Raw genomic sequence first — 21,422 nt, forward strand, 5'->3', positions numbered from 1 at the left:
GATGTTGTATTGGGAAATGTTTCTGTACTGGGAAATGTTCCTGGAAAAGACATTAACGAAATGTCCTTTGACGAACTGCTGACCGAAAAGAGCGCCATGTTTGAATCTATACTGGCTCTTGAAAATAAATTCAATGCTGGAGAGATTGCAGATGAAGAGTACAAAGAACTCAAGAAAGAATACAAAGAAAGATCGATTGCCATTATAAAACAATTAAAAGAAGCTGCGTTAAACCTTGATCTTAACCAGCCTGTACCCACACTTGAGAAGATAATAGCGCATGTGGATGACATAGATATCCTGGAAGAGCTGCTTGAGCGTGAGAAAGAAGGAGACAACAGGGATGAGCTAAAGGAGACTATTGAACAGCGGATTGAGGACATAGAACAAAATGAGTAAACATTCAGGAGAGAGCGGGGCAACCCGCCTCTCTTCGGACAAAACAGACTTGAGAGATAAATAATGAATGCGGGGCCTCTTGGCATTAAAATAATCATACTATTTATTTTAGTATCACGGATCATTTCGGTTTATGCGGAGGAGGACATGACCTCTCATCTGATTTGCCCCTGCGAGTGTGCCATGGTTATTTCAACATGCGATTGCTCAACTGCTGTACAGGTTAAAAAAGAAATAAATTCAATGAAGGATGCAGGTTTTTCGGAAAATCAGATATTTTCAGCACTACAGGCAGAGTACGGCAAGGAAATTCTGGCACATCCTGAGAAAGATAGTTCAATAACGTTATGGGCGGGCGGTATATTATTTGTCATTACGTTTGTATTCCTTGGATACATTGCTATCAAAAAACCAGATCTGAGAATTATACATGACATACCTGATAAACAGAAATACGAACAACAGTTTGAAGAAGAATATCAGAAATTTGTCTCTGAGGTGGAAGAAAAGTGAAAATAGCTCTAAATGGATACATTTTAGTGTTCGTAGTAATATTTTATTTCATAAGCATTGTCTCTGCTCAAACCGACAAGAGCATTGAGAGCGAAAAAATTATTGGAAATGTTACCAATGAGCAAAATCTGAGTAACCAGAGCTATAATATTAAAGTTGTTCTGGACCATATTTTCATTTCAAAGAAAAATAATTCTCTTGAAATTTCCGAGATTGTCATATTCAGGAACGAAGGTCCTGAGATCTACTATACCAGGGATAACCACACATTCTTTGCAATATCAACCCCGCAGGATATTAAAAATCTGAGAACCCAGGCAATGGAATGCTGCCTTGTGCAGGAAGAAGGAGTTGTGTTTATGGACCCGATGCAGCCTATTAAGCCGGGAGATAACTTTGAGATGCAGGTATCTTACATGCTCCCGTCACAGAATTCAGAGTATGTATTCAATAAAAGTGCAGTGTACAATACCACTTCTCTTTTATTCCTCGTTGATAAGAAAAGTGGACTGAATCTTGAAGGGTTATATGAAACCCTGACACTTGCCGGAAATGAATATAATGTTATTACCTTTAACAACCTCAAGGCAGGAGAAACTGCCAGCATTCCAATTAAAATAACACAAGAGCGAAATTATCTATATGCCGTGATCGGTTTGATTTCTTTATTTTTAATAGGTTTAGTATACCGTTTTAAGGATAAAATCCTCGGAAAAGTAGGAAAAGCATACACCCTTGAAGAACTTGAGCTTGAGAAAATAAGGATTTTCCAGACAATTCACGGGTTTGAGAAACATGCTGGGGCTGATAGCTCCGAGGAGTACAGGAGATTGATGGAGGAGTACAGGGAGAAAGCAATTGAAATATTTATTAAAATAGATAAACTAAGAAATAAAAATTAAGTCTAACCAGGAGGTATCGGGGAATATGTCGAAATTAAGAAAATCCGGAAGAAAAGTGCTGAAAGGAAAACAAAATGCACAGTACCATGCAGCGGCGGCATATACCTTGCCTGTTACTGCGGCTGTATAGTTAATTCATAAAAAGGAGAGAACAAAAATATGCAGATAGATCCAGTTTGTGGAATGCGGGTTGATGAAAGGACTGCACAGTATAAGACAGAATATAAAGGCAAGACCTATTACTTCTGTGCACCGGGTTGTAAGAAAGCGTTTGAGTCAGAGCCCGAGAAATACCTCAAAGGCGGACCTGTAGGTATGGGTGGAGAAGGCAGAAAACCCTGGTGGAAATTCTGGTAAAGAGATGAGATTACATGAGATTAACAGAAATTATAATCGCACTATTGATCCTGGTTACAGCTTCAATCAGTGGATGTATATCGAGCAGCGAACCTGAAACCGAAGAATCTGTAACTACGGATACACCGACCATAGCAGAGACGCGGGTCTCCACCGAAGGGTCGCCGGGGATGAAAGAGAATTCGGAAGCCGGAGTGACCATTACTGCCGTGTATCTTGGTAATAACGCTTTTGATATTAAAATGGATACGCACTCAGGCTCTCTGGATTACGAGATGGAGAAGATATCCTACATACGCGACAGCAAAGGGAATATCATCAAACCCGAATCATGGGACGGGGGCATTGGAGGGCATCACTTCGAAGGTACCCTGAAATTCCCGAAATTCGATGACAGCGCCGGTTTTGAGCTTGTCATTCAGGATGTTGCGGAAGTAAAAGAAAGGGTCTTGAAGTGGTAAGGGCATGTCAGGAAATCAAAAAATCCGGGAGCTATTAAAAAACCCTTTTATTTTCGGAGGAACTGCAGGACTGCTTGTGGTACTTTTTAACATCTCGATCGCTTCCTTAGCCGAGGGCTCCTTTGAAAAGGGATACGAAGTATTTCTTGCCAACGGTATATTCGTTTACCTTATTCCCCTGGCAGTCGGGGTGCAGATGGGTCTTTTCAGCGATCTATTGCCTGCTGTGAGTTTTATCCTTGCAACATCCTCATTCCTTACCGGGTATAAGGACACTATTATCATCATCGGGCTATCGGTCAACCTGGCGGGCAGCGCGTACATAGCAAGTGTAATCTTAAGAGACAGAACGATCATCGCAGCAGGGAAAAGCTGCTGTGCACGGGGTGATTGAATGAAAAAAGAGATTCATGCAGTATATGCAGTCATCATTGTGGCTGTTGTGCTTATTATATATTTCTCATTCCTGTCAGATAGCAGAAAAAGCATTTTCACCGAGAAACTGGGCGACATGACCCTTACAGAGTATGAGACACAGGATACTGCTGCCCTGGAAATATCGAAGATATCTGTCTTAAGGGACTTACCTCTTGCACGTGGATATTATGCAGTATACAGCGGCAGGAAAGGAACCATGCGTATGTGGGTTGCCGAACCGCCTGATCATAACATTGCAAATGACGCTTTTGAATCCATGAACTCCATGCTGGGCGCATCGAGCGGACATGAGGAGCATGAATATTCAGGTGACGTGGGTCAGACAGAATCGCACGGCGGGCACAGCGACGCGGGCATGGCGAACGGCACAATACCTGTGAAGCTGGAATTTATGGAATTCGTTAAGCCTGAAGTGTACATGATAAAAATAAACGATGTGTACAACTATTATTATTTCAAAATGAATTACAATATGGGACGGATCTACTGGATATCTTTTGATTCGCCCGATACGGATTACCAGGTGTCAATCGTGAAGCAGGCAGTGATGGACATATAAGAGGAATTATGAGGAAAAACAAATCCGAACTGTATCTTGTACTGTTCATAATCGCTGTAATCGCGGGAACCGTACTCCTTTTTATTCAAACTCAGCAGGAAAATGCCTTTGGCATGTTCCCTGAGAAACTTGGCGATATGAACCTTTCTCTCTACAGGGATGGGGATGCTGCCATGACAGAGGTAAAAAGATTGCACGGCAGCAGTCCAAATGTAAAAGTAGAGAGCGCCTATATTGCAGACTACAGAGGCGGTATGGGCAGCAAAGCCAAATTCTGGGTATCAGAATCTAAAAATAACGAGGAGGCAGCCTCGCTTCTTGAATTAATGAACAACAGGGTTGGAATGACTGGCATGTTTAGCAATTCAACGCCTATGAACATGGAAGGCATTACGGTTTATTTTGTGACAGGACGACCGGAACTCGGTTTGTATCATTATTTCTATGCCAAGGATAACAGGGTATTCTGGATACAGATAGATAACCCTGATGAATCCTACAGGGTTGGCATCGTCAAAGAATCTATAAAACGGATTTAATGCCATGGACAATGTGATAAAAATCATAAGTGAATAATTATGAGAAAACTTTTCAGCAACCTTATTGCGCTTGGATTTATAGTGCTAATGGTTTTAGCACTCCTCCAGGGCATTTCCATACTTCTCGGCTACGAGAAGCCTGAAACTGTCGAGGGAGGGCATCATGACTTTACAAAATACGCATATAGCAACTGGGTCGCAGCACTCCTGAGCATCGGGATTTTTTCCATCTTCGTACTCAGTTTCCTTACACCTCTGAAAAAGAAGAATTGGCGGACACTGGGAATATACGAAGCATTCATAATTGCCCTGTTCACAGAAATGTACGGCTTTCCGCTGACGATATACGTTCTCTCCTCGCTGTTCGGATTGCAGCTCTCCTTCGGGCACGCAGAAGGGCACCTGCTGGGAGTCTTCCTTGCAAGAACCGGTTTAATGAGCATGGAGAGCGCATGGGCATTTGTAATGGTGACCAGCAGCTTCATAATATTCTTCGGGTTTTTCCTGATGTCAAGGGGCTGGAGCAGGATACACGCCTCAAAAGGCGAATTGGTTACTGATGGCGCCTACAAATATGTCAGGCATCCGCAGTACCTCGGTCTTGTTATACTGACTGTGGGCTTGCTTATCCAGTGGCCGACGATCGTAACCCTTGCCATGTGGCCCGTTCTTATTATAATGTATTACAGGCTTGCGAAAAAGGAAGAAGATGAAGCTATCCAGGCATTCGGAGAAAGGTACGAAGAGTATAAACGGCATACGCCCATGTTTCTACCGTTAATAAAAAATAGAATCTGGTGAAAATGTTAAGGCAATGGAGGAAAAATTAGAGCATTATGGTTACAACACTCTGGATCTCTCTCGTGCTTCTGGCAATAGCATCAATACTTCCAAAAGCCTATAACTTCAGGTTCCTGTTTGGAGGCTTTGGCTGGATATTCCTTTCAGTCTACTGGTTTTTGCAGCCATCATTATATATAGAGTTACAGGATTATTTCAATGTTTTACTAGTTGTAGTAGCAGCAATAGTATCATTATTCATAGCATATATCATGTTTCAGGCGGGAAATGGAAAAGAAAGCAGTCAGAGAAATGGGATTATTCTTATATCATTATCCAGGGCAGCCTCTGTAAGCGGTTTGATATATTTCTTATTTGCGGATGTAGAGTTATTTAACAGCGGGATAATATCGCTTGTTACAAACCAGAGCATCTGGGTTGTTGAGAGATTTGGATATCCTGTTTCCCAGGTTGCATGGAACCAGCTTGCAGTCAATGGTCTTGCCGTGGAAATAATACTTGCCTGCACTGCCATTGAGAGCATAGCCTTATTTACAGGCATAATCTCATCTGCTACAGGCGCGCCTTTTGTGCAAAAGTTCAGGGCATTTTTGATATCAGTGCCTGTAGTTTATATCCTGAACCTGCTGAGGGTCTCTTTCACAGCCTCAGCTTATGGTTTTGGCTGGTTTGGAACGCCTGAGGAGAGTTTCCATATTTCCGAGCATTTTATCACCAAGGCAGGCTCATTGCTGGCTCTGTTGTTGATTTCATACGTGGTTCTTAAAACCCTGCCTGAGGTTTCGGAAATGATCGATGGGGTTTTAAGGCGGTGACAACGGAGTTTAGAAAGCTGGCCGGGCATGATTGAAAACTACTTGCAATGGTATCTGGGGTTTAGTGATTATGCATTATCGGCTGACCAAGCACCCACAGATTAAATACGAAAAAGGCAAAAATGAATATCAGGACTGGTATATGCGTTAATTCACTTCCATGGAACATCCGCCTTGAAATATTCTTGCCAACAGATATTGAGAAACCCAGCCCTATAAACATCAGCAGCCATTGTACTAAGAGGATGTTATTACTGTTAAGGAGCGGGGCAGGCGTATACCCTGAAGTCCCGAATAAATCCCATCCAAACCCGAACGGATCAGAAATTACCGGGATTATTTCCATGCCTTCTTCCAGTAAATGGCGAAGGTTATGGGAAAGATGCATCATCAATCCGAGAGGAATATACATCCCTGCGCAGGTGACTTCGCAGGAAATGGTAAGCCATATAGGTAAAGCTTACAGCGCACCTTTACAGCCGCCCCACATTGAAGCCCTGCGCCCTTGTCAGCAATACTTTCTTCCCTCGAGTTTATATGACTGCCTTTTATTAATCAGGAGCTGATTCGACAATTTGTCAAATTACACCTGAGCATGGATAGGCTGACTGGGAGGCATAAACCTGAGCAAAATCATTTTTGTATCAGCATTTACTGTGTATCTCCTGTACTTGCCTTCCTGTTTTGATACAATTATATTGTCCTTACTGAGCTGCTGTATATACCAATGTATTGTGCTTTTAGCCAGATGAAATTTCTCTGTAAGCTCTTGATTTGTTATACCTGGATTGTCCAGAATAGCCCTCAGAAGCATTCTGCAAGTCTCATTTTTGAGATGGGCTGCTATCATTTGCTCGTTGCCATTGAATGTCCCAGAATTCTGAAATAACCGTGTGAATTTTCCTATTTTCTTTAAGATAATTTTGTCTACTAATTTAAGTCTATAGATATGATACTTCACACTTCCCCTATTCATCTTCTGCTGATCTGAAAGTTCTGCTACGGTGCATCCGGGGTTATTCAGTATATATTTTAAAATGGTCTGTCTGCTCTGGTTTTCGATCAAGTTTTTAATTCTTGCCAGAACAATAGGACTTATCTTTAACAATCCCAAAGAAGCGAGAATAACTCCTGATATGTAAGCTATCTGTACCCAGAGAGGCAGTTCCCAGAATGAGATTGTCGCATCTGCGCCACTGGTATCGATTGACCCGTTTTGAGTTGGGTAGAAATCTACTGTGTATCCGCCTTCTTCGGCATGAGTAGTTACAATGCTAAAGAAAAAAAGAAAAAATAGCAGATACCCTATCCATCGCATAGATTTATACTACTATGTTTAGATATAATAGTCTTCCGTTCCTGATACGCTGTAACCATATACCTCATAGTACCATGTGCCTTTGGCTATGCCGTTGGGGTTATTTATATATCTGTTAATCCTGCCATTGATGGAACCATCATCGATGTCAAAATACGGACCAAACACATAGCCGTCAGGAGAGTATATTTTAAGTCTCAGTGAATTGCCAGAATTGCCCCAGTTCAAGTCTACGTTTAGAGTCGTGATAAAATCCTTCACTTCCTTGGTATGCCAATTGGTCTGTCCTTGCGTGATTGTAGCGTAAACAGTTTGGATGCCTGCACCTCCTTCTGTGCCGGTAGTAGCCCCCTCAGTATATCCACCATTTGTTGCGTTCATCTTCTCTTCACTTGCCGCTGCCATAGCCAGCGAGGCTGAAAACAGCAGCAAAGCTATTGCTATTCCAATCTTTTTATGCAATTAAATCACCCACGCAGGCATATTCAGGGCATTATTTAATTTTTATGTCCAAATCATCGAACTGAGGCTGTATAATTCGATTATTTGCATAGTTCGATGATTTGGCGAGAAAAGATTTATAAAAGGTGTTTAATAGCGTAAAAGGCAAACATCAAAAAGGTGTTGCATGGGGTTCAGAGGTTCTGCAAGAGCAACTGAACCCCAAGATGCCCGAAGGCGTTAATTGGTTAGACTTTAATCTACTTAAAGCCTCGCTTAATCTTGCGCCTCTCGGGACAATATAAACAAAGAGGTAAAAAAAATAGGAAAACAAATATGAAATTTGGAATGGGCGCACTGCTCACAGCAATGTTGCTGTTGAGAATGGCACTTGTGCCAACAGTGGGTGCAAAACAGAATCAAGAACAAGGCGATGTTGGAATTTTGAGTGTTCCAGTAAACGGAGGTTACTTGATAGTTGATGAAAGCCAATCAACCGTTACCAGAGCAGTGGCATTTGATACATCACCTGATATCGCCCCCGGAACTCCTATACAAATCGCTATTCAATATACATATATTGACACAAGTGCCATATATGGAGGATCAATAAACTTCAAATTGGTAGACCCGGCTGGAGGCGTAGCTACAAAGGATATTACCGACAATCTCCTTATCAATGACAATGCGAATGGTTATTTATATAGGACATTCACAGCCAATCCAGGACAGACCTATTACTTCACAATCTCTGCCTCGCGCACAGGTCAACCCACCGCCTCGGATACCGGTATAATTACTCCATACTAAAAGGGCGTAAATGCCCTTTTATTTTTTATTCAAAACAATTAACGAAAACAGATTAAAATGGTAAAAAATTGGTAATGGTAAAAAAAGTAATTTCGGTTATAAGATTATTGATACTGGTTTTTTTCCTTCCAGTACCGATGGAAGCATATGCTATTTCTGAAAATACAATTTTGGCGCCAGCCATCAACAAGGGTAACGAAGTAGCAGGTAACGCATCCAATATTTTATTCGATGCAAATCAAACAAACATTGAAAGTATAACCAGACAATTGACTGATTATGGGGAAAGAAGGGTCAATAAGGTAAATAGTTCGCTTGCAGCAGATTATATAAAGTACATAATGTCGCAAACTGGTCTGTCGGCATTTCTTGAAGAATTTTATTTTGAAGCGCATACCTCAAAAGGCAAAGCTTGGAATGCGACAGGAATAAATGTTGTGGGAATAAAGGAAGGCAGCATACTAAGAGACCAGATCATACTTGTTACCGCACATTATGATTCTATTGGAGGACCTGGTGCCGATGACAACGCAGCAGGTGTTGCCTCTATGCTTGAAACTGCGAGAGCCCTGCAAAACTATTCCTTTAACAGAACGGTATATTTCATAGCGTTTTCAGGAGAAGAAGAGGATTTTCTTGGCAGCAGAGCCTGGATTTCTGAACATAAAGATCTGGCTGAAGAGATAGTTGCGGTAATAAATGTGGATTATATTGCAGGTAAAAATTTAAATATCGGCTACCTACCACAATACAGTTGGTTGAAGGATGTACTGAACAAATCAGCAGAAGACTTAAAAATACCAGTTAGTACAGGTATTGGGAGCCCGGGAGGAGGAAGTGATCATGTCCCTTTCTGGGAGGATCATATTCCTGCTGTGGAAGTAATCCACTTTGGAAACGAGATATACTCTCACACTCCAGAAGATACGATCGATAAACTGGACTTTTCAGCAGCAAGGGATGCCACTAAGATATTAGTGCAAAGTGTTTACTATTTAGCCAGCACAGGTGACGGTAAATCTCCTTCAGTGAACATTACTAACCCGGAAAAGAATTCTAACACATGTGCATTTAACCTGACATACAACGTTTCAGAACGCAACAGTACCATAGAATTATTTTTAGATAATTCAAGTCTGGGTTATATAAAATCAGGGCAGAGATTTACCTTTACAAAGGGTAGCCACACCATTAAAGTCTCGGCTACTGACGGGATTGGAAACACTGGCTCAGATAGTACAGCATTTACCTGCATCGAAACTTACACTCCCGCAACCAGAATCTCATCATTTAATGTAACAACCGACATAATAAGCGAGCCAAGGAAAAAAGGTGACAAAAAAACAGCTAAATATAATACTAACATTGTTAGATTAAAATATAATTATACATCTAACAATACTACTATCTTTTTAGATGGCATCGGTATTGGCGGTATAGAATCAGAGCACTTTTTCAGTCTAAATCCTGGAATGCACACGTTTGAAGCATATACTGAAAAGTATGAAGGCAGTATGTACTCAGACAATGTGACATTTAATGTGGAAAAATCTTTAAACAATTCTCCAACTTTAGACAATCCCGCACTAAACGAAAAAAATGAGATAGGAACGCTACTAACCATTTTTGCCATATCCATTGCTTTCGCAATGATTATAATTTTCAAAAAAATTAAAAAAAGATGATGATATTATGCTATAAAATGATGAGGTGAATTATGAAAAGAAATATTGAAAACGTATTCGTGATAGCCCAGAAAGAATTTGCCGACAGTCTCTGGAGTCCAAGGTTCCTTTTGATTCTCGGGATATTTATGACTATACTTCTTGTAAATGGGTATCAGGCAGGACAGAATATGTCCCGGATGGGCGGGGAATTCATTGGTGTTTTTTCTCCACTCATAAATAGCTTTATTGGTTTAGCATCTCTAATAACAGGAGTTGGCGGGCTTGTAGCAGTCGGACTCGGATTTGATGCAATTGTCAAAGAGAGGAAATCAGGGTCGCTTAATGTACTTCTGACTCATCCTGTCTACAGAGATCAAGTGATTACAGGCAAGCTCATTGGTATGATGGTCACTCTTGGTTTGGGAATAGTTATTTCGATTGTTGCATCCACAGGTATCATGGTTGGCGTATCTGGGATTACAGTATCAACTGAAGTTATTGGCAGAATAATAGTGTTCGTAGTACTGGCATTTTTATTTATGTTGAGCTATCTTGCGCTCTCCGTAGCAATATCCACTTTTACTAAAGAGTCATCAAGCTCGCTTATGTACAGCATTGCGGTATGGCTAGCACTAGTTTTGCTCTTAAGTATGATTGCATCTGCTGCTGCCGGAATAATTACAGAACAGAGCATATCAGAGGATGCTTCGGAAAATCAAGTAAAAATTACTCGTGCTATTATGTACATATCTCCTGCTGTGCATTTTGAGGAACTCATAACTGGACCTCCCGTCGGCGGGCTGATGGGTGGAAAAAGTTCCTCCTCCGAGATGCACGGTCTATTTGATACAGGTTTTAGTCTTGGCTACTGGGTAGAGCAGAACTGGGATAACCTGCTCGTATTGATTGTATTTCCTGTGATTTTGTTATTGATTTCTTATATGGCATTCATGAGGCAGGACATAACCATGTAGAATTAGTGTGGATATAATTGATTGGTTATAGGGGCGGAATATGAATAAAATCTTAAGATTCCTCGGAATTATAGCAGTCCTCATATTACTCCTGACACCCCCAACTACCGCCGAATTCTCCCAGATCACAGCCACCACAGACATAACCGGCAAAGTCGTCCGCCCCGGCGACACAGTTGAGTTCACCACAACGCTGCAAAAGGGATACAATACCACCAAAAGCGTTTCAGTCAAGCTGTTCATAGACAAAAAACCTGACAACTGGCTTGCAGGTTTCTATGCAGATAATAACCAGGTCAGCCAGATAACCTTCCCTGCTGACTCAATCACATCAAAACAGGTCGTTTTAAGACTGCGGGTGCCAGTTAATACCAGCGATGGAGCCTATTTGATAAGGATAGGCTTGCAGCCCTACGGGGAGGATATAACTAATTATGAATTGATATACCGCGAATTTGCAGCAACTGTGGATAGAAACGCCATGCCTAACCTTGATATATACTCAGGCATTCCAGGAAGAAAGACCCATCCCGGCTCTCCTATCAAGTTCAGCGTAACGGTTGAGAATAAATACGACAGCAGAGCAACAGTAAAGCTCTCAGTACTCACAAAGCCCAATGAGTGGGGCGTGGACATGCTCTCTTCAGACGGAGCGAGGATTACAAAATTGAGCATCCCTGCAAAAGGCAAGCAGGATTTTGATGTAGTTGCCCAGCCTCCTATCAATGCAACCGACGGGGATTATGAAGTGTTGATAGGAGCATCCATGGAAAGCGGCAGCCAGATCATCTCGCTACCGCTGAGCACCAGCATTAATCCCGATCTAGATCCAGCCCAGGCGTTAAGTGCGTATCTTGAGATGCATTCAAGCATAGCAGGTCTTGAGGTTCGACCTGAAAATGTTGCGGAATTTATCGTATCCTTGAAAAACAAGTACGACCAGCAGATCAAGCTGAATTTAAAAGCATTGAATAAACCAGAGGGTTGGAATGTGGAGTTCCTCCTGGATAGTGATGATGATGTGAGGCTGACCACCCTTGAATTGCCTGCCAAAGGCGAGCAGAAATTCAAGGTAAAAGTTAAACCTGCCACAAGCGCCAGCGACGGAATATACCCTATACTCGTGGGTGCTGTTAGCGGAGATGACAGGAGTGTATCCCAGAGACTTGAGGTCACTGTCAACAAAGGTATTGAGAAAAGCCAGATACTCAGCCTTTATCCAAGCTACAGCGAGGTAACGCTTAACCCAGGAGGTTCGACAGAAATCAGTGTAGCCCTGAGAAACGGCGGTGATGAGGCTTTAAGCAATGTGCAGCTTGAGATACAAGAGGTAAGCGGCATCAGTACTCAAATAAGAAGCTTCGGTACAATAGAAAAACTGGAGGCTGGAGAATCGAGGAATATTCCCGTTGAGATAACAGCGAGGGCTGATGCAGGCTCAGGAATGAAAGAGATATTCATGTGCGCAAAGAGCGGCGATATTCAGGGCGAGGAAAAGAGCATTAAAGTGAATGTGGAAAAATCAGGTTCAAGCGGTGTGGCAGGAATCGGCATGGTAGTGCTGGCTATTATTGCGCTTGTGTTTATAATACGTAAATTTGGAAGAAGATAGATATGGATAAAGAAATCAGTCAAAATGAAAACATTATAGAAACAGTAGATCTTACCAAGCGTTTTGGTAAGAAAAATGAACTTGTAGCAGTGGATTCGCTTAACCTGAGCGTTAAAAAGGGTGAGGTCTTTGGCTTCGTTGGCCCCAATGGTGCAGGCAAAACCACGACAATGAAGATGCTGATAGGCTTGCTTGAGCCTACAGGTGGTTCTGGTAAAGTAGCAGGCTTTGATATAGTAAGAGAGGTTATCAAGATAAGAGAAGCCACAGGAGTTTTGCCTGAGCCAGCAGGCTACTATGATAACCTCACCGCAAGACAGAATCTCAGGTTCTATGCCAAGCTCTACGATATCGATGAAAAGACGAGGGAGAAGCGTATCGTTGATCTATTAGAATTAGTGGGTCTTAGCCGTGCAATCGACCAGAGAACCGGCGGATTCTCTACTGGCATGCGCAAACGCTTTGGTCTTGCCCAGGCGCTGATAAACGAGCCAGGTGTTCTGTTCCTTGACGAGCCTACAAGCGGCATCGATCCCTTGGGTGCACAGATGATGCGGGATTTGATTAAAAAATTAAGTAAGGAGAAGGGTGTAACAGTATTTTTAAGCAGTCACAGTATGGCAGAGGTTGAGGAGATCTGCGACAGAATAGGGGTTATAGCAAGGGGCAAGCTGCTTGCCGTAGGTACGGTAGATAAACTCAGGGATAAGGTAAGAGAAAAAGAAGGAGTGAGATACGCACTTGAAGTCCAGGACTTGCCAGTGCAGAGAGTTATAGAGGGATTAAAAGGAGTGAAAGGCGTGCGCTCAGTCGAGCCAGTAAACAGCCATGTCTCGCTCCTTACGGGTTTGGGTGCCAGAATGGAAATAGCCATGGCAGTAAAATCCATGGGCGGAACCATATCCAGATTTGAGGAAGAGAGAATGGATTTGCAGCGTGTGTTCCTGAAGCTGATAGAAGAATCTGCATAACGTTATATAAACTATACAAAATTATGAGAAGGAAACCCAGAAATGCGATAGCGAATGCCAAGCTTGAACTCCAGGAAGCTATCGAAGAGATACTTCGCAAGCATCGCATTGACCCTGGAAATCACAACTATGATCTAAGACTCAGAATGCCCACCTATTTTGATCCGCTTACTGGGAGGGTAGACAGCAATGAATCGACAGGGCAGAATGGAGACTTGATTTTGTTTGTGAAAAAAATGGGTGGGAAATTCATAAGGATTGGGGAGTATTATGAGATGAACGGAGACCACACGAGCGACCCGGTAATTTCGATGGACGCTGGCAGCAGTTACTGGGTCCCAGTCAGGATTGATCGATCAGTTGGTGATATCTTTTGCTACTACATCGAGAGCGGCAGGCGCATGATGTACCCGGACAAGATTGAAGAGTTCATGTCAATCCAGCGCATGTTCGCTCAAAAAATCAGGGAGCAGGGATGGTTAGACCGCGGAATAAAGTTAAAGAGAAAATAGATTTCATCTTATATCCAAATCTGAAATTTACCGTTCTCTTTGTACATATTTCTACAGCCGTCGATTATCTTAATGCCCTCAATTCAATTTTAGTGTTTATGCATTATCGGCTGACCAAACATCCAGAGATTGAAAACGAAAAAGATAAAAACAAACACCAGCACAGGTATATACGCCGATTCATTTTCACGGGACATCCGCCTTGAGACGCCTCTGCCGACTGACATCGAAAATCCTAACCCGATAAACATCAACAGCCATTGTATTAAAAGGATGTTATTACTGTTAAGGAGCGGGGCAGGCATATATCCGGAAGTCCCGAATAAATCCCATCCAGACCCGAACGGGTCCGAGATTACCTGGATTATCCCCGTGCCTTCTTCCAGTAAATGGCGGAGGTTATGAGAAAGGTGCATCATCAATCCCAGGGGAATAATGGAGTATGCATAACCCATAAAAAGATCTTTGAATATTACTTTCCGGTTGAGTAATTTTGAGATGCCAATAGCCGCAGAATAAACCAGAACAGGGGATGCCGCTACAGCAATGAATAACATGAACCGGACAGAATCGTAATCGGTGCCAGTATAAATCATTAAATCTGTTGTTAAACCCGCCCATGGTCTTATCATGATCAGTGTCTGAAATACTGTCACCCCAAGCAGCATCAGGATGAATATAGCCTCATCTGTCCTTGTTTTTGATAAAGTCAGAAGATCCCCTGCGAAGGAACGGAGGTTAAAGGAGATGTTACTCCTGTGGCAGGTTTTGGCGCACTCGGTGCAGAGGATGCAGTGTGTATTTTTCTCCATTGTACCCGGATACTCAAATACCGGGCAGGGATATCCCTTTTCATTTCCCGATATGCAGTATTTTTCCTTACAGGTCTTACAGGTTTCCTTTTCTTTTGCCCGCAATTCAGACGGGGCAAACATTGAGTATAAGCCTGCCAGCCCTGTTATGGGACATACATACCTGCAAAAGGAGCGGCGCTCAAAGATTGTTGATACGATTACAATTATGGCGAGTAAAACAACAATAAAGTATGCGGTGTTCAGAGGGCTGTTTACCAGATTGAACTGGAAATCAGCCCATGTGATTACAAGGAAAAAAATTGCAGCTAAAGAGAGGTTTCTGAATCTTGCAGGCAATTTCCGGTTTAAACTGAACACATCATTAACCTTTTTATAAAAAGCGCGGCGCTGCACCCAATCCCCGGTTGCCCCGAAAGGACACATGAAACACCATACTCTTCCGAATAGAGCAAGACTTATTATAAGAAGCGACCACCAGATAACCCAGATTGAAATGGTTGCAAGGTTCAGATTGCTGTTCTGGGTTCCGAAAAAGCCTGCAACTACAACTATCGCTAAAAAAAGGGCTGCAGGCAGCTGGAACAGGAACTGGGTTTTGCGATTTTTGAAAAACGATGCTATGGCATCATGCTGAAGCAGATCGTACTTTCCTTTATCCCGGTTAGTTCTTCCGTTTTCCATATTTCCTTAAATATCCTGCAACTATTATCAATACGATAACAGAGCCCGGTACCAGGCCCAAAAATACAGGGTTTGGTTCCGTAAAAGAGTCTGTCGAATCATCGTTTACTTTTACATTCCTGCTAAATTCCCAGTTCTCACCGTTGTATTTTCCGTGTGAAAAATATATATCGCCGCTGTCAGTCCCATATTCCCCGTATTTAAATGTAGGGTCGTTATACGGGGTCTTTTCCGCCTGCCAGGCAATGTAAACATTGTCTCCGACAATCTCGATTTGAGGGTCGTAATGCTTGCCCTTAATATCATTTACTTCAGTATTTTTACTAAATTCAAGACTGTCGTTCTTCATTACACCATTTGAGAAATAAATATCAGAGCCGCCATTCCTTCCATCTTCCCAGACTATGAAAATTTCACCGCTTCTAACAGCAATATGGGGGTGCATTTGATCGCTACCCCCCGTATCGTCATTCACCCTGACATTTTTATCAAATTCCCAGTTATTATTTATCAATCTGCCTGTAGCGATGTATATATCAAAATCATTATTCCTGTTATCATACCATGCAACGTACACGCTTCCGTTATCAAACGCTATAGAAGGAGTGTAGTGCGATGCATTTATGGAATCATCATTTACTCTGATATTTTTACTGAATCGCCAGGTTCCGTTTTCCTTTACTCCATGCGAAAAATAAATATCGTAATTACTATTTCGCGCGTCCAGCCAGGCGATACATACGTTTTTTTCATCATCTACGGCAAGCGATGGGGCATAGTGCCAGTTGCCTGAAGCATCATCGTTGACACGTAGCGGTTTATCGAACTTATAAACGCCGTTAACAGGTCGTCCTTCTGTGAAATCAATTTCCCATGTTTTCTTATTCATCATTGCAACGTATACTGTTTTGTTCAGAACTCCGACAGAAGGCAGTACCTGGCTTCCCGCCTCCGCCACAATCGGCAAATCCTTTTTGAATTTGATGCTGTTTTTTTGTGACGATGTGAAATATAGTTCTTCAAATCCGAATCTGTCGTCTTCCCAGACCACATAGATATCATTATTATCGACTTCTATGGAGGGAGAACCGTGTCCGGTAGTTCCTTTGATGTCATTTATCCTGATATTCTTATCAAAAACCCAGTCGCTCTGAAAGCTTCCTTTCGATATGTATATGTCGCCGGACTTATGAGGGAGATTGTTCATTATCCGTGTATAATTGCCGTTTCTCTCATCAGCCCAGACAATATATACCGTGTTATTATCAGCAGCTAAAGATGGGAACCACTGAATAGAATTATTCTGTGTTCCGGAAGGAAGCGCGCTCCCATGTAAATTAATATTCAAAGATACAAGCACTATTATAAGAACCAGAAACTTACGTTTTTCTTTTTTCATTTATGTTTTGATTTCCCCTCTTACATCCAATATGGCATCTGGTATGATACACACCGGCAGGGCCTTCTCCAGCATATTTGAAATAAACATGATAATCAATACGCAGACTTTCTAATTTTACAGCAATATTATCGCTCATTGAGCATTTGCGAGCAGTTTCAAGTATTTCTTCTCAAACTCGCCCTGGCATGTAGTACAGCAAAAGAAATAGTCTTTGTCATCGAATTTCTTTCTGACCGCGTCTCCTGTCACTTTCCTTTCGCAATAAGCACAGGTTAAAGTTATGCTGGAGGATGCGAGCGGAATAGTTGAGTCCCTTCTGAATGCATTTTTTACTGATATAATGCGGATATTGTTCACATCTGTGAGATTAATCCTGTCCTGAATCGCAAGAATGCGCTGCATATCCCCTGCGACTCTTGATACTATGGCTGCGTCAGAATCAGAGGTTACATACAGCTCCTTTACCTCTTCCAGCCCCCGGAGTTCTTCAGTTATCCTGCTGACAGCGCGAGGTTTCGCATTTACAAGGAGTATCGCTTCGGTTATGCCCAGTTTGCTGTTATCGATGTCTATGGTGAATTTACTGATAACTCCGAGTTCAAGCAACCTGTCCACACGGCTTTTTATAGTGGGTACGCTTGTCAGGCAAGATTTGGCAATCTCCTGATACGACTTCCTGCCGTTATCCTGCAGATGAGTTAGTATTTTTATATCGAGGTTGTCAAGTTCTACCATATTCATAACTTTACACACGATGTAAACATAAGTACTTTTTGGTTAAATTTTTGAGGCTAATTACTATACTATAGATAACTATTTTTAACTGCGCACTCTCATCACTTTCACATTACTTCCCGCAGGTACCGCGCTTTTGGTAAATTATATAACTTGCTTATTCCTATAAGCACCAGAAATGATTAAAAAATGCCCGATTCATGGAGTATTCCGTGGAACTGCATGTACGTGCGGTGAGGCCGGAAGCCTTATCCTGGACGATGAACAGACAGAACGGCTCGGACGCTTCATCTCTGGAGCGCTCCGGCATTTCCCGGACGACCTCGGGCTGGCTATGAACCAGCACGGGTGGGTCGACCTGGACGTGCTGTGTGACGCCATGAGAACGCGTTACAAATGGGCTAACAAAGAAAAACTTATCTCGATAATCGAGTCAGATGAGAAAAAGAGATACGAGATCCAGGGCAGGAAAATCAGGGCCAGATACGGTCACTCTGTGGATGTAGACCTTGATTATCCTGACAATACGCTTCCCGAACTATACTACGGGGCAAGCAGGGAAGAGGTGGATATCCTGCTTGAGAAAGGTCTAAAACCGATAAAACAGCGATACGTCCACCTGAGCACATCCAAAGAGAAGGCACTTGAGGTAGCAAAGATCCATACCGACGACCCTATTTTGATACTCGTGGATGCTGCGGAAGCCCAGAAAAACGGCGTGAGAATGATATCTGCTACGGAGAACATAGTTCTTTCCGAAGATATATCACCACAATATCTGAAACTGATACAGGGATAGTGTGGTTAGTGTGCTATCAATAAATTTAAATCGGAAAACCGCCTATTAGGTATGATGCCGAGTCACATCATCTCAATGAGGGATTTTTCGCGGGATGAGATTGACGTTATCCTGAACAGGGTAAAGGAATTCGAACCGATAGCAAGAGGCAAACGCTCAGCCCTTCTTTCAGGTAAACTTCTGGCGACACTTTTCTATGAACCGAGCACCCGCACCAGGTTGTCTTTTGAGACTGCCATGAAGCGGCTGGGCGGGGAGGTGATAGACCTTGGTGCGCTTGAAGCCAGCTCAGTGGCTAAAGGAGAGACGCTTGCGGATACCATACGGGTAATCGGGAATTATGCCGATGCCATAGTTCTGCGGCATCCGCGCGAAGGCGCAGCGAGAATGGCGGCAGAGTACTCAAAAATCCCGATAATCAATGCAGGGGACGGAGCTGGACATCATCCGACACAGACGCTGCTTGACCTTTACACCATCATGCGCGAAAGCAACCTTTCCGGGCTGAAGATCGCGATAGTGGGAGACCTCAAGTACGGCAGGACCGTGCACTCGCTTGCCTATGCGTTATCCCTGTATCATGCCGATATGACCCTGATCTCGCCAAAGCAGCTGGTGATGCCCGACACGATCAAAAAAGACCTGAAAAAGCAGGGTGCGGTCATCAGCGAGACTTCGAATATCGAGGACGTTATCGGGGATGTTGATGTGTTGTATGTTACGCGGATACAGAAAGAGCGCTTTCCCGACCCCGCAGAGTACCAGAAAGTAGCGGGCAGCTACAGGATTACCGAAGAACTCCTGAAATCTGCACGCGATAACCTCATAATAATGCATCCCCTTCCCCGCGTGGATGAGATTGATACTTCTGTTGACAGGACAAGGTATGCACGGTATTTCGAGCAGTCCTTCTACGGCGTTCCTGTCAGGATGGCGCTTCTGGCTATAGCGATGGAGGCGGTATGACGAAAATTGATAGACCCGATAATCCCGGTAATCCTCTGGAAATGAAAGAAATGCGAGTGCGTCGTATAAAACACGGGACTGTTATTGATCACATTACCGCAGGCCAGGCTCTCAATGTATTACGCATACTTGGAATCTCAGGCACTACCAGGGCAGTGGTGACCGTGGCTATGAACGTGCCAAGCGGAGTTCTCGGGATGAAGGATATTGTAAAGGTTGAGGACAGGGAGCTTGAGGAGGAAGAGGTGGACAGGATTTCATTGATAGCGCCGAATGCCACAATCAACATAATCCGCGATTTTGGGGTTGTCGAGAAATTCCGCGTTGACCTGCCGGAGCGTCTTGAAGGCGTGATGAAATGCGGAAATCCCAACTGCATTTCAAATACGAACGAGCCAGTTATTTCAAAATTCCTGGTAAACAAAAAACCCGTTGAGCTGCGGTGTATTTACTGCGATCATGTGATTTCAGAGGGGATTGCAGAGCATTTGATTTAAACGGAGCCGGGCTGGAATTCCCTGGATGCGCATACAACTCTCTCATGATATTTTGGAACTCCTTTATTTCCATAAAACGGCGCAGCGTGCCCTGCGCCATCACCTCTGTTCTCCTGTTATTTATACAGCCAAATAAAACCTCTGTGAAAAGTTTAATTTAATAAAAAGTACTATAGCCACAGCATGGATGAGAACACGGTAAACAGGACGAAAGCTGCCATAAACGCCCTCATTGATATAGAGCAGTTATGGATTGAGAACACTCCAGATTATAATCTTTCTACCCAGGAACTGGTCGTTCTTAAAAAGAGACTTGAGAGGGCTATGGAGAACATCTCCAAGATATACGAGGAGAATAAAGCGAAAATGACGGCGGCTGAGGAAGAGATTAAAAAGATGCACGAGGGGAAGAGAAGGAAGTAGCGGAAAAGAGGATATACATGCCTCATACGTCGTACGGGGTATACCGTGCTGCGACAAGAAGCTAAATGGTGCTGACTTACCAACTGTGTTTTACAGATGATCCGTTTCCTTTCACTTTTATCCACGCTGGCATTAGATGTTTTTCTCAGTTATACGGAATAAATTTAACCTGTGCGGAGATTTCTTAAACACTATCATATCCAGAGACGAAGTTCCCTATCTCGCCTGTGACTGGATTATATGCATTTCTTTGAGTGTTCCCAATATCAAGTCCGTATACATGTACACTTAAGGAGGGTTTATCGGAAACGTTTTCGATGCGATGTATGCCATCTTTGCCAAGCACGGTTACATGTCCCTTCTTGTTTATCCTTTCACCAGCCTTCTTTATTACAGCTACTTTGGGATTCGAACCATCATCAATCCTCCTGTAGTACGATTCCCGCTCCATTCCCTCATATATTCCAATAAGTGCCCAGGTCAAATGGTCATGAATAGGAGTTGCTTGACCGGGTAGGAAGACTCCTCCAATAACTGAAAAGATCTTATCAGAAGGCATGTAAATCAGATTGTTCGCAAACCTATCCTTCCTTGGTTTGAATGATTCCTGAGGCATCGAATCTGGACTTCGAAGAAGCTCTTCCAGAAGGGGTTTAGCGCGCTGTAAAATTTCCGATTCCATTGCGTACTTCCTGATAGTTGCCTCCATATCATTAATGAATTGGTTAAGTTGAGCTTTATTTTGTTGCATCATAATTTTATCACTCCCATTTTCCTGTAGGAGTGCAGGTGAAATAAAGCTTATTGTCTGCCCGAAACCATGCTCTGAAGATGTGCACCCTCAGAGCATAAGTATGCCATGCACCGATCGGGATTTGAACCCGAGTTATTAGCTTGGAAGGCTAAAGTCATAGCCACTAGACCATCGGTGCAACGATGCTTCCCTAAGTGATTGAAAGCATTTAATGGTTTCGTTAATCCTGCAGACTGTGTAGTCCCGAAACCTTTGGCTTTA

Annotated in this window: 27 protein-coding genes and 1 tRNA gene; 20 read left to right on the forward strand and 8 right to left on the reverse strand. The window is 42.9% G+C overall.

Going from position 1 to position 21,422, the window contains the following annotated elements; genetic code table 11:
• The 10 genes from MNV_RS19310 to artA all read left to right on the forward strand — a co-directional run.
• Window positions 1-399 (forward strand): hypothetical protein (locus MNV_RS19310; protein ID WP_179293777.1); only part of this gene is annotated, 399 nt, incomplete at its 5' end.
• A gap of 147 nt (window positions 400-546) precedes the next feature.
• Complete coding sequence (locus MNV_RS03340) at window positions 547-912, forward strand: cytochrome c-type biogenesis protein CcmH (protein WP_179293778.1); 366 nt, start codon at window positions 547-549, stop codon at window positions 910-912.
• Window positions 909-1,814, forward strand: a complete 906-nt coding sequence (locus tag MNV_RS03345; protein WP_096203964.1) for a hypothetical protein — start codon at window positions 909-911, stop codon at window positions 1,812-1,814. Before MNV_RS03340 ends, MNV_RS03345 begins: the two co-directional genes overlap by 4 nt.
• 159 nt (window positions 1,815-1,973) lie before the next feature.
• Window positions 1,974-2,171, forward strand: a complete 198-nt coding sequence (locus MNV_RS03350; protein WP_096203965.1) for a YHS domain-containing protein — start codon at window positions 1,974-1,976, stop codon at window positions 2,169-2,171.
• Between the two features lie 14 nt (window positions 2,172-2,185).
• On the forward strand, window positions 2,186-2,632 hold the full coding sequence (locus MNV_RS03355; RefSeq protein WP_096203966.1) for a hypothetical protein: 447 nt from the start codon (window positions 2,186-2,188) through the stop codon (window positions 2,630-2,632).
• A 4-nt stretch (window positions 2,633-2,636) separates the two neighbouring features.
• Complete coding sequence (locus MNV_RS03360; RefSeq protein WP_096203967.1) at window positions 2,637-3,026, forward strand: hypothetical protein; 390 nt, start codon at window positions 2,637-2,639, stop codon at window positions 3,024-3,026.
• The gene (locus MNV_RS03365; RefSeq protein ID WP_096203968.1) at window positions 3,027-3,629 is read left to right on the forward strand and encodes a hypothetical protein; all 603 of its coding nucleotides are present in this window, start codon (window positions 3,027-3,029) and stop codon (window positions 3,627-3,629) included.
• Window positions 3,630-3,637: 8 nt separating this feature from the next.
• On the forward strand, window positions 3,638-4,168 hold the full coding sequence (locus tag MNV_RS03370; RefSeq protein WP_096203969.1) for a hypothetical protein: 531 nt from the start codon (window positions 3,638-3,640) through the stop codon (window positions 4,166-4,168).
• A gap of 39 nt (window positions 4,169-4,207) precedes the next feature.
• Window positions 4,208-4,969, forward strand: coding sequence for a methyltransferase family protein (locus tag MNV_RS03375; RefSeq protein WP_096203970.1), 762 nt, complete (start codon window positions 4,208-4,210; stop codon window positions 4,967-4,969).
• A 35-nt stretch (window positions 4,970-5,004) separates the two neighbouring features.
• Window positions 5,005-5,784, forward strand: coding sequence for an archaeosortase A (artA, locus tag MNV_RS03380; protein WP_096203971.1), 780 nt, complete (start codon window positions 5,005-5,007; stop codon window positions 5,782-5,784).
• Window positions 5,785-5,845: 61 nt separating this feature from the next.
• Here artA and MNV_RS03385 read toward each other — a convergent pair whose 3' ends face one another.
• The 3 genes from MNV_RS03385 to MNV_RS03395 form a co-directional block, all read right to left on the reverse strand.
• Window positions 5,846-6,196 carry a hypothetical protein gene (locus tag MNV_RS03385; RefSeq protein WP_096203972.1) on the reverse strand — a complete coding sequence of 117 codons (351 nt, stop codon included), beginning with the start codon at window positions 6,194-6,196 and terminating at the stop codon, window positions 5,846-5,848.
• 171 nt (window positions 6,197-6,367) lie between these two features.
• On the reverse strand, window positions 6,368-7,102 hold the full coding sequence (locus MNV_RS03390; protein WP_096203973.1) for a winged helix-turn-helix transcriptional regulator: 735 nt from the start codon (window positions 7,100-7,102) through the stop codon (window positions 6,368-6,370).
• An 18-nt stretch (window positions 7,103-7,120) separates the two neighbouring features.
• Complete coding sequence (locus tag MNV_RS03395) at window positions 7,121-7,564, reverse strand: peptidase domain-containing protein (protein ID WP_096203974.1); 444 nt, start codon at window positions 7,562-7,564, stop codon at window positions 7,121-7,123.
• A gap of 315 nt (window positions 7,565-7,879) precedes the next feature.
• Here MNV_RS03395 and MNV_RS03400 point away from each other — a divergent pair, with 315 nt between their 5' ends.
• The 6 genes from MNV_RS03400 to MNV_RS03425 all read left to right on the forward strand — a co-directional run bounded on the left by MNV_RS03400 (window position 7,880) and on the right by MNV_RS03425 (window position 14,089).
• Window positions 7,880-8,353 (forward strand): hypothetical protein, encoded by a 474-nt coding sequence (locus MNV_RS03400; RefSeq protein WP_096203975.1) that lies wholly within the window; start codon window positions 7,880-7,882, stop codon window positions 8,351-8,353.
• A gap of 74 nt (window positions 8,354-8,427) precedes the next feature.
• Window positions 8,428-10,038, forward strand: a complete 1,611-nt coding sequence (locus MNV_RS03405) for a M28 family metallopeptidase (RefSeq protein ID WP_096203976.1) — start codon at window positions 8,428-8,430, stop codon at window positions 10,036-10,038.
• A 32-nt stretch (window positions 10,039-10,070) separates the two neighbouring features.
• The gene (locus MNV_RS03410) at window positions 10,071-10,994 is read left to right on the forward strand and encodes an ABC transporter permease (protein WP_096203977.1); all 924 of its coding nucleotides are present in this window, start codon (window positions 10,071-10,073) and stop codon (window positions 10,992-10,994) included.
• A 40-nt stretch (window positions 10,995-11,034) separates the two neighbouring features.
• Window positions 11,035-12,606: a COG1470 family protein gene (locus MNV_RS03415; RefSeq protein WP_096203978.1), complete on the forward strand. Its 1,572-nt coding sequence runs from the start codon at window positions 11,035-11,037 to the stop codon at window positions 12,604-12,606.
• A 2-nt stretch (window positions 12,607-12,608) separates the two neighbouring features.
• Window positions 12,609-13,577: an ABC transporter ATP-binding protein gene (locus tag MNV_RS03420; protein ID WP_096203979.1), complete on the forward strand. Its 969-nt coding sequence runs from the start codon at window positions 12,609-12,611 to the stop codon at window positions 13,575-13,577.
• Window positions 13,578-13,600: 23 nt separating this feature from the next.
• Entirely contained in the window at window positions 13,601-14,089 is a 489-nt protein-coding gene (locus MNV_RS03425; RefSeq protein ID WP_096203980.1) for a hypothetical protein, read from the forward strand.
• A gap of 89 nt (window positions 14,090-14,178) precedes the next feature.
• Here the strand turns inward: MNV_RS03425 and MNV_RS03430 are convergent, their stop codons facing one another.
• The 3 genes from MNV_RS03430 to MNV_RS03440 form a co-directional block, all read right to left on the reverse strand.
• Window positions 14,179-15,585 carry a 4Fe-4S binding protein gene (locus MNV_RS03430; protein WP_096203981.1) on the reverse strand — a complete coding sequence of 469 codons (1,407 nt, stop codon included), beginning with the start codon at window positions 15,583-15,585 and terminating at the stop codon, window positions 14,179-14,181.
• The gene (locus MNV_RS03435; RefSeq protein WP_096203982.1) at window positions 15,566-16,984 is read right to left on the reverse strand and encodes a hypothetical protein; all 1,419 of its coding nucleotides are present in this window, start codon (window positions 16,982-16,984) and stop codon (window positions 15,566-15,568) included. The genes MNV_RS03430 and MNV_RS03435 overlap by 20 nt, the downstream gene beginning before the upstream one ends.
• 135 nt (window positions 16,985-17,119) lie before the next feature.
• Entirely contained in the window at window positions 17,120-17,722 is a 603-nt protein-coding gene (locus MNV_RS03440; protein ID WP_179293779.1) for a winged helix-turn-helix transcriptional regulator, read from the reverse strand.
• A gap of 178 nt (window positions 17,723-17,900) precedes the next feature.
• On the opposite strand from MNV_RS03440, the gene MNV_RS03445 reads away from it, so the two are divergent.
• From MNV_RS03445 to MNV_RS03460, 4 genes are all read left to right on the forward strand, one after another.
• Window positions 17,901-18,521, forward strand: a complete 621-nt coding sequence (locus MNV_RS03445) for an RNA 2'-phosphotransferase (RefSeq protein WP_096203984.1) — start codon at window positions 17,901-17,903, stop codon at window positions 18,519-18,521.
• Between the two features lie 51 nt (window positions 18,522-18,572).
• A complete protein-coding gene (pyrB, locus tag MNV_RS03450) occupies window positions 18,573-19,487 on the forward strand; it encodes an aspartate carbamoyltransferase (protein WP_394336526.1) in 915 nt (304 codons plus the stop codon).
• Complete coding sequence (pyrI, locus tag MNV_RS03455; protein WP_096203986.1) at window positions 19,484-19,984, forward strand: aspartate carbamoyltransferase regulatory subunit; 501 nt, start codon at window positions 19,484-19,486, stop codon at window positions 19,982-19,984. The genes pyrB and pyrI overlap by 4 nt, the downstream gene beginning before the upstream one ends.
• A gap of 183 nt (window positions 19,985-20,167) precedes the next feature.
• On the forward strand, window positions 20,168-20,407 hold the full coding sequence (locus MNV_RS03460) for a hypothetical protein (protein ID WP_096203987.1): 240 nt from the start codon (window positions 20,168-20,170) through the stop codon (window positions 20,405-20,407).
• 184 nt (window positions 20,408-20,591) lie between these two features.
• Here the strand turns inward: MNV_RS03460 and MNV_RS03465 are convergent, their stop codons facing one another.
• Together MNV_RS03465 and MNV_RS03470 are read right to left on the reverse strand one after the other, a co-directional pair.
• Complete coding sequence (locus tag MNV_RS03465) at window positions 20,592-21,161, reverse strand: cysteine dioxygenase family protein (RefSeq protein WP_096203988.1); 570 nt, start codon at window positions 21,159-21,161, stop codon at window positions 20,592-20,594.
• Window positions 21,162-21,267: 106 nt separating this feature from the next.
• Window positions 21,268-21,339: transfer RNA gene (locus MNV_RS03470), tRNA-Gly, on the reverse strand.
• Between the last annotated feature and the right edge of the window lie 83 nt (window positions 21,340-21,422).

The organism is Candidatus Methanoperedens nitratireducens, assembly GCF_900196725.1.
Taxonomy (GTDB): Archaea; Halobacteriota; Methanosarcinia; order Methanosarcinales; family Methanoperedenaceae; genus Methanoperedens; species Methanoperedens nitroreducens_A.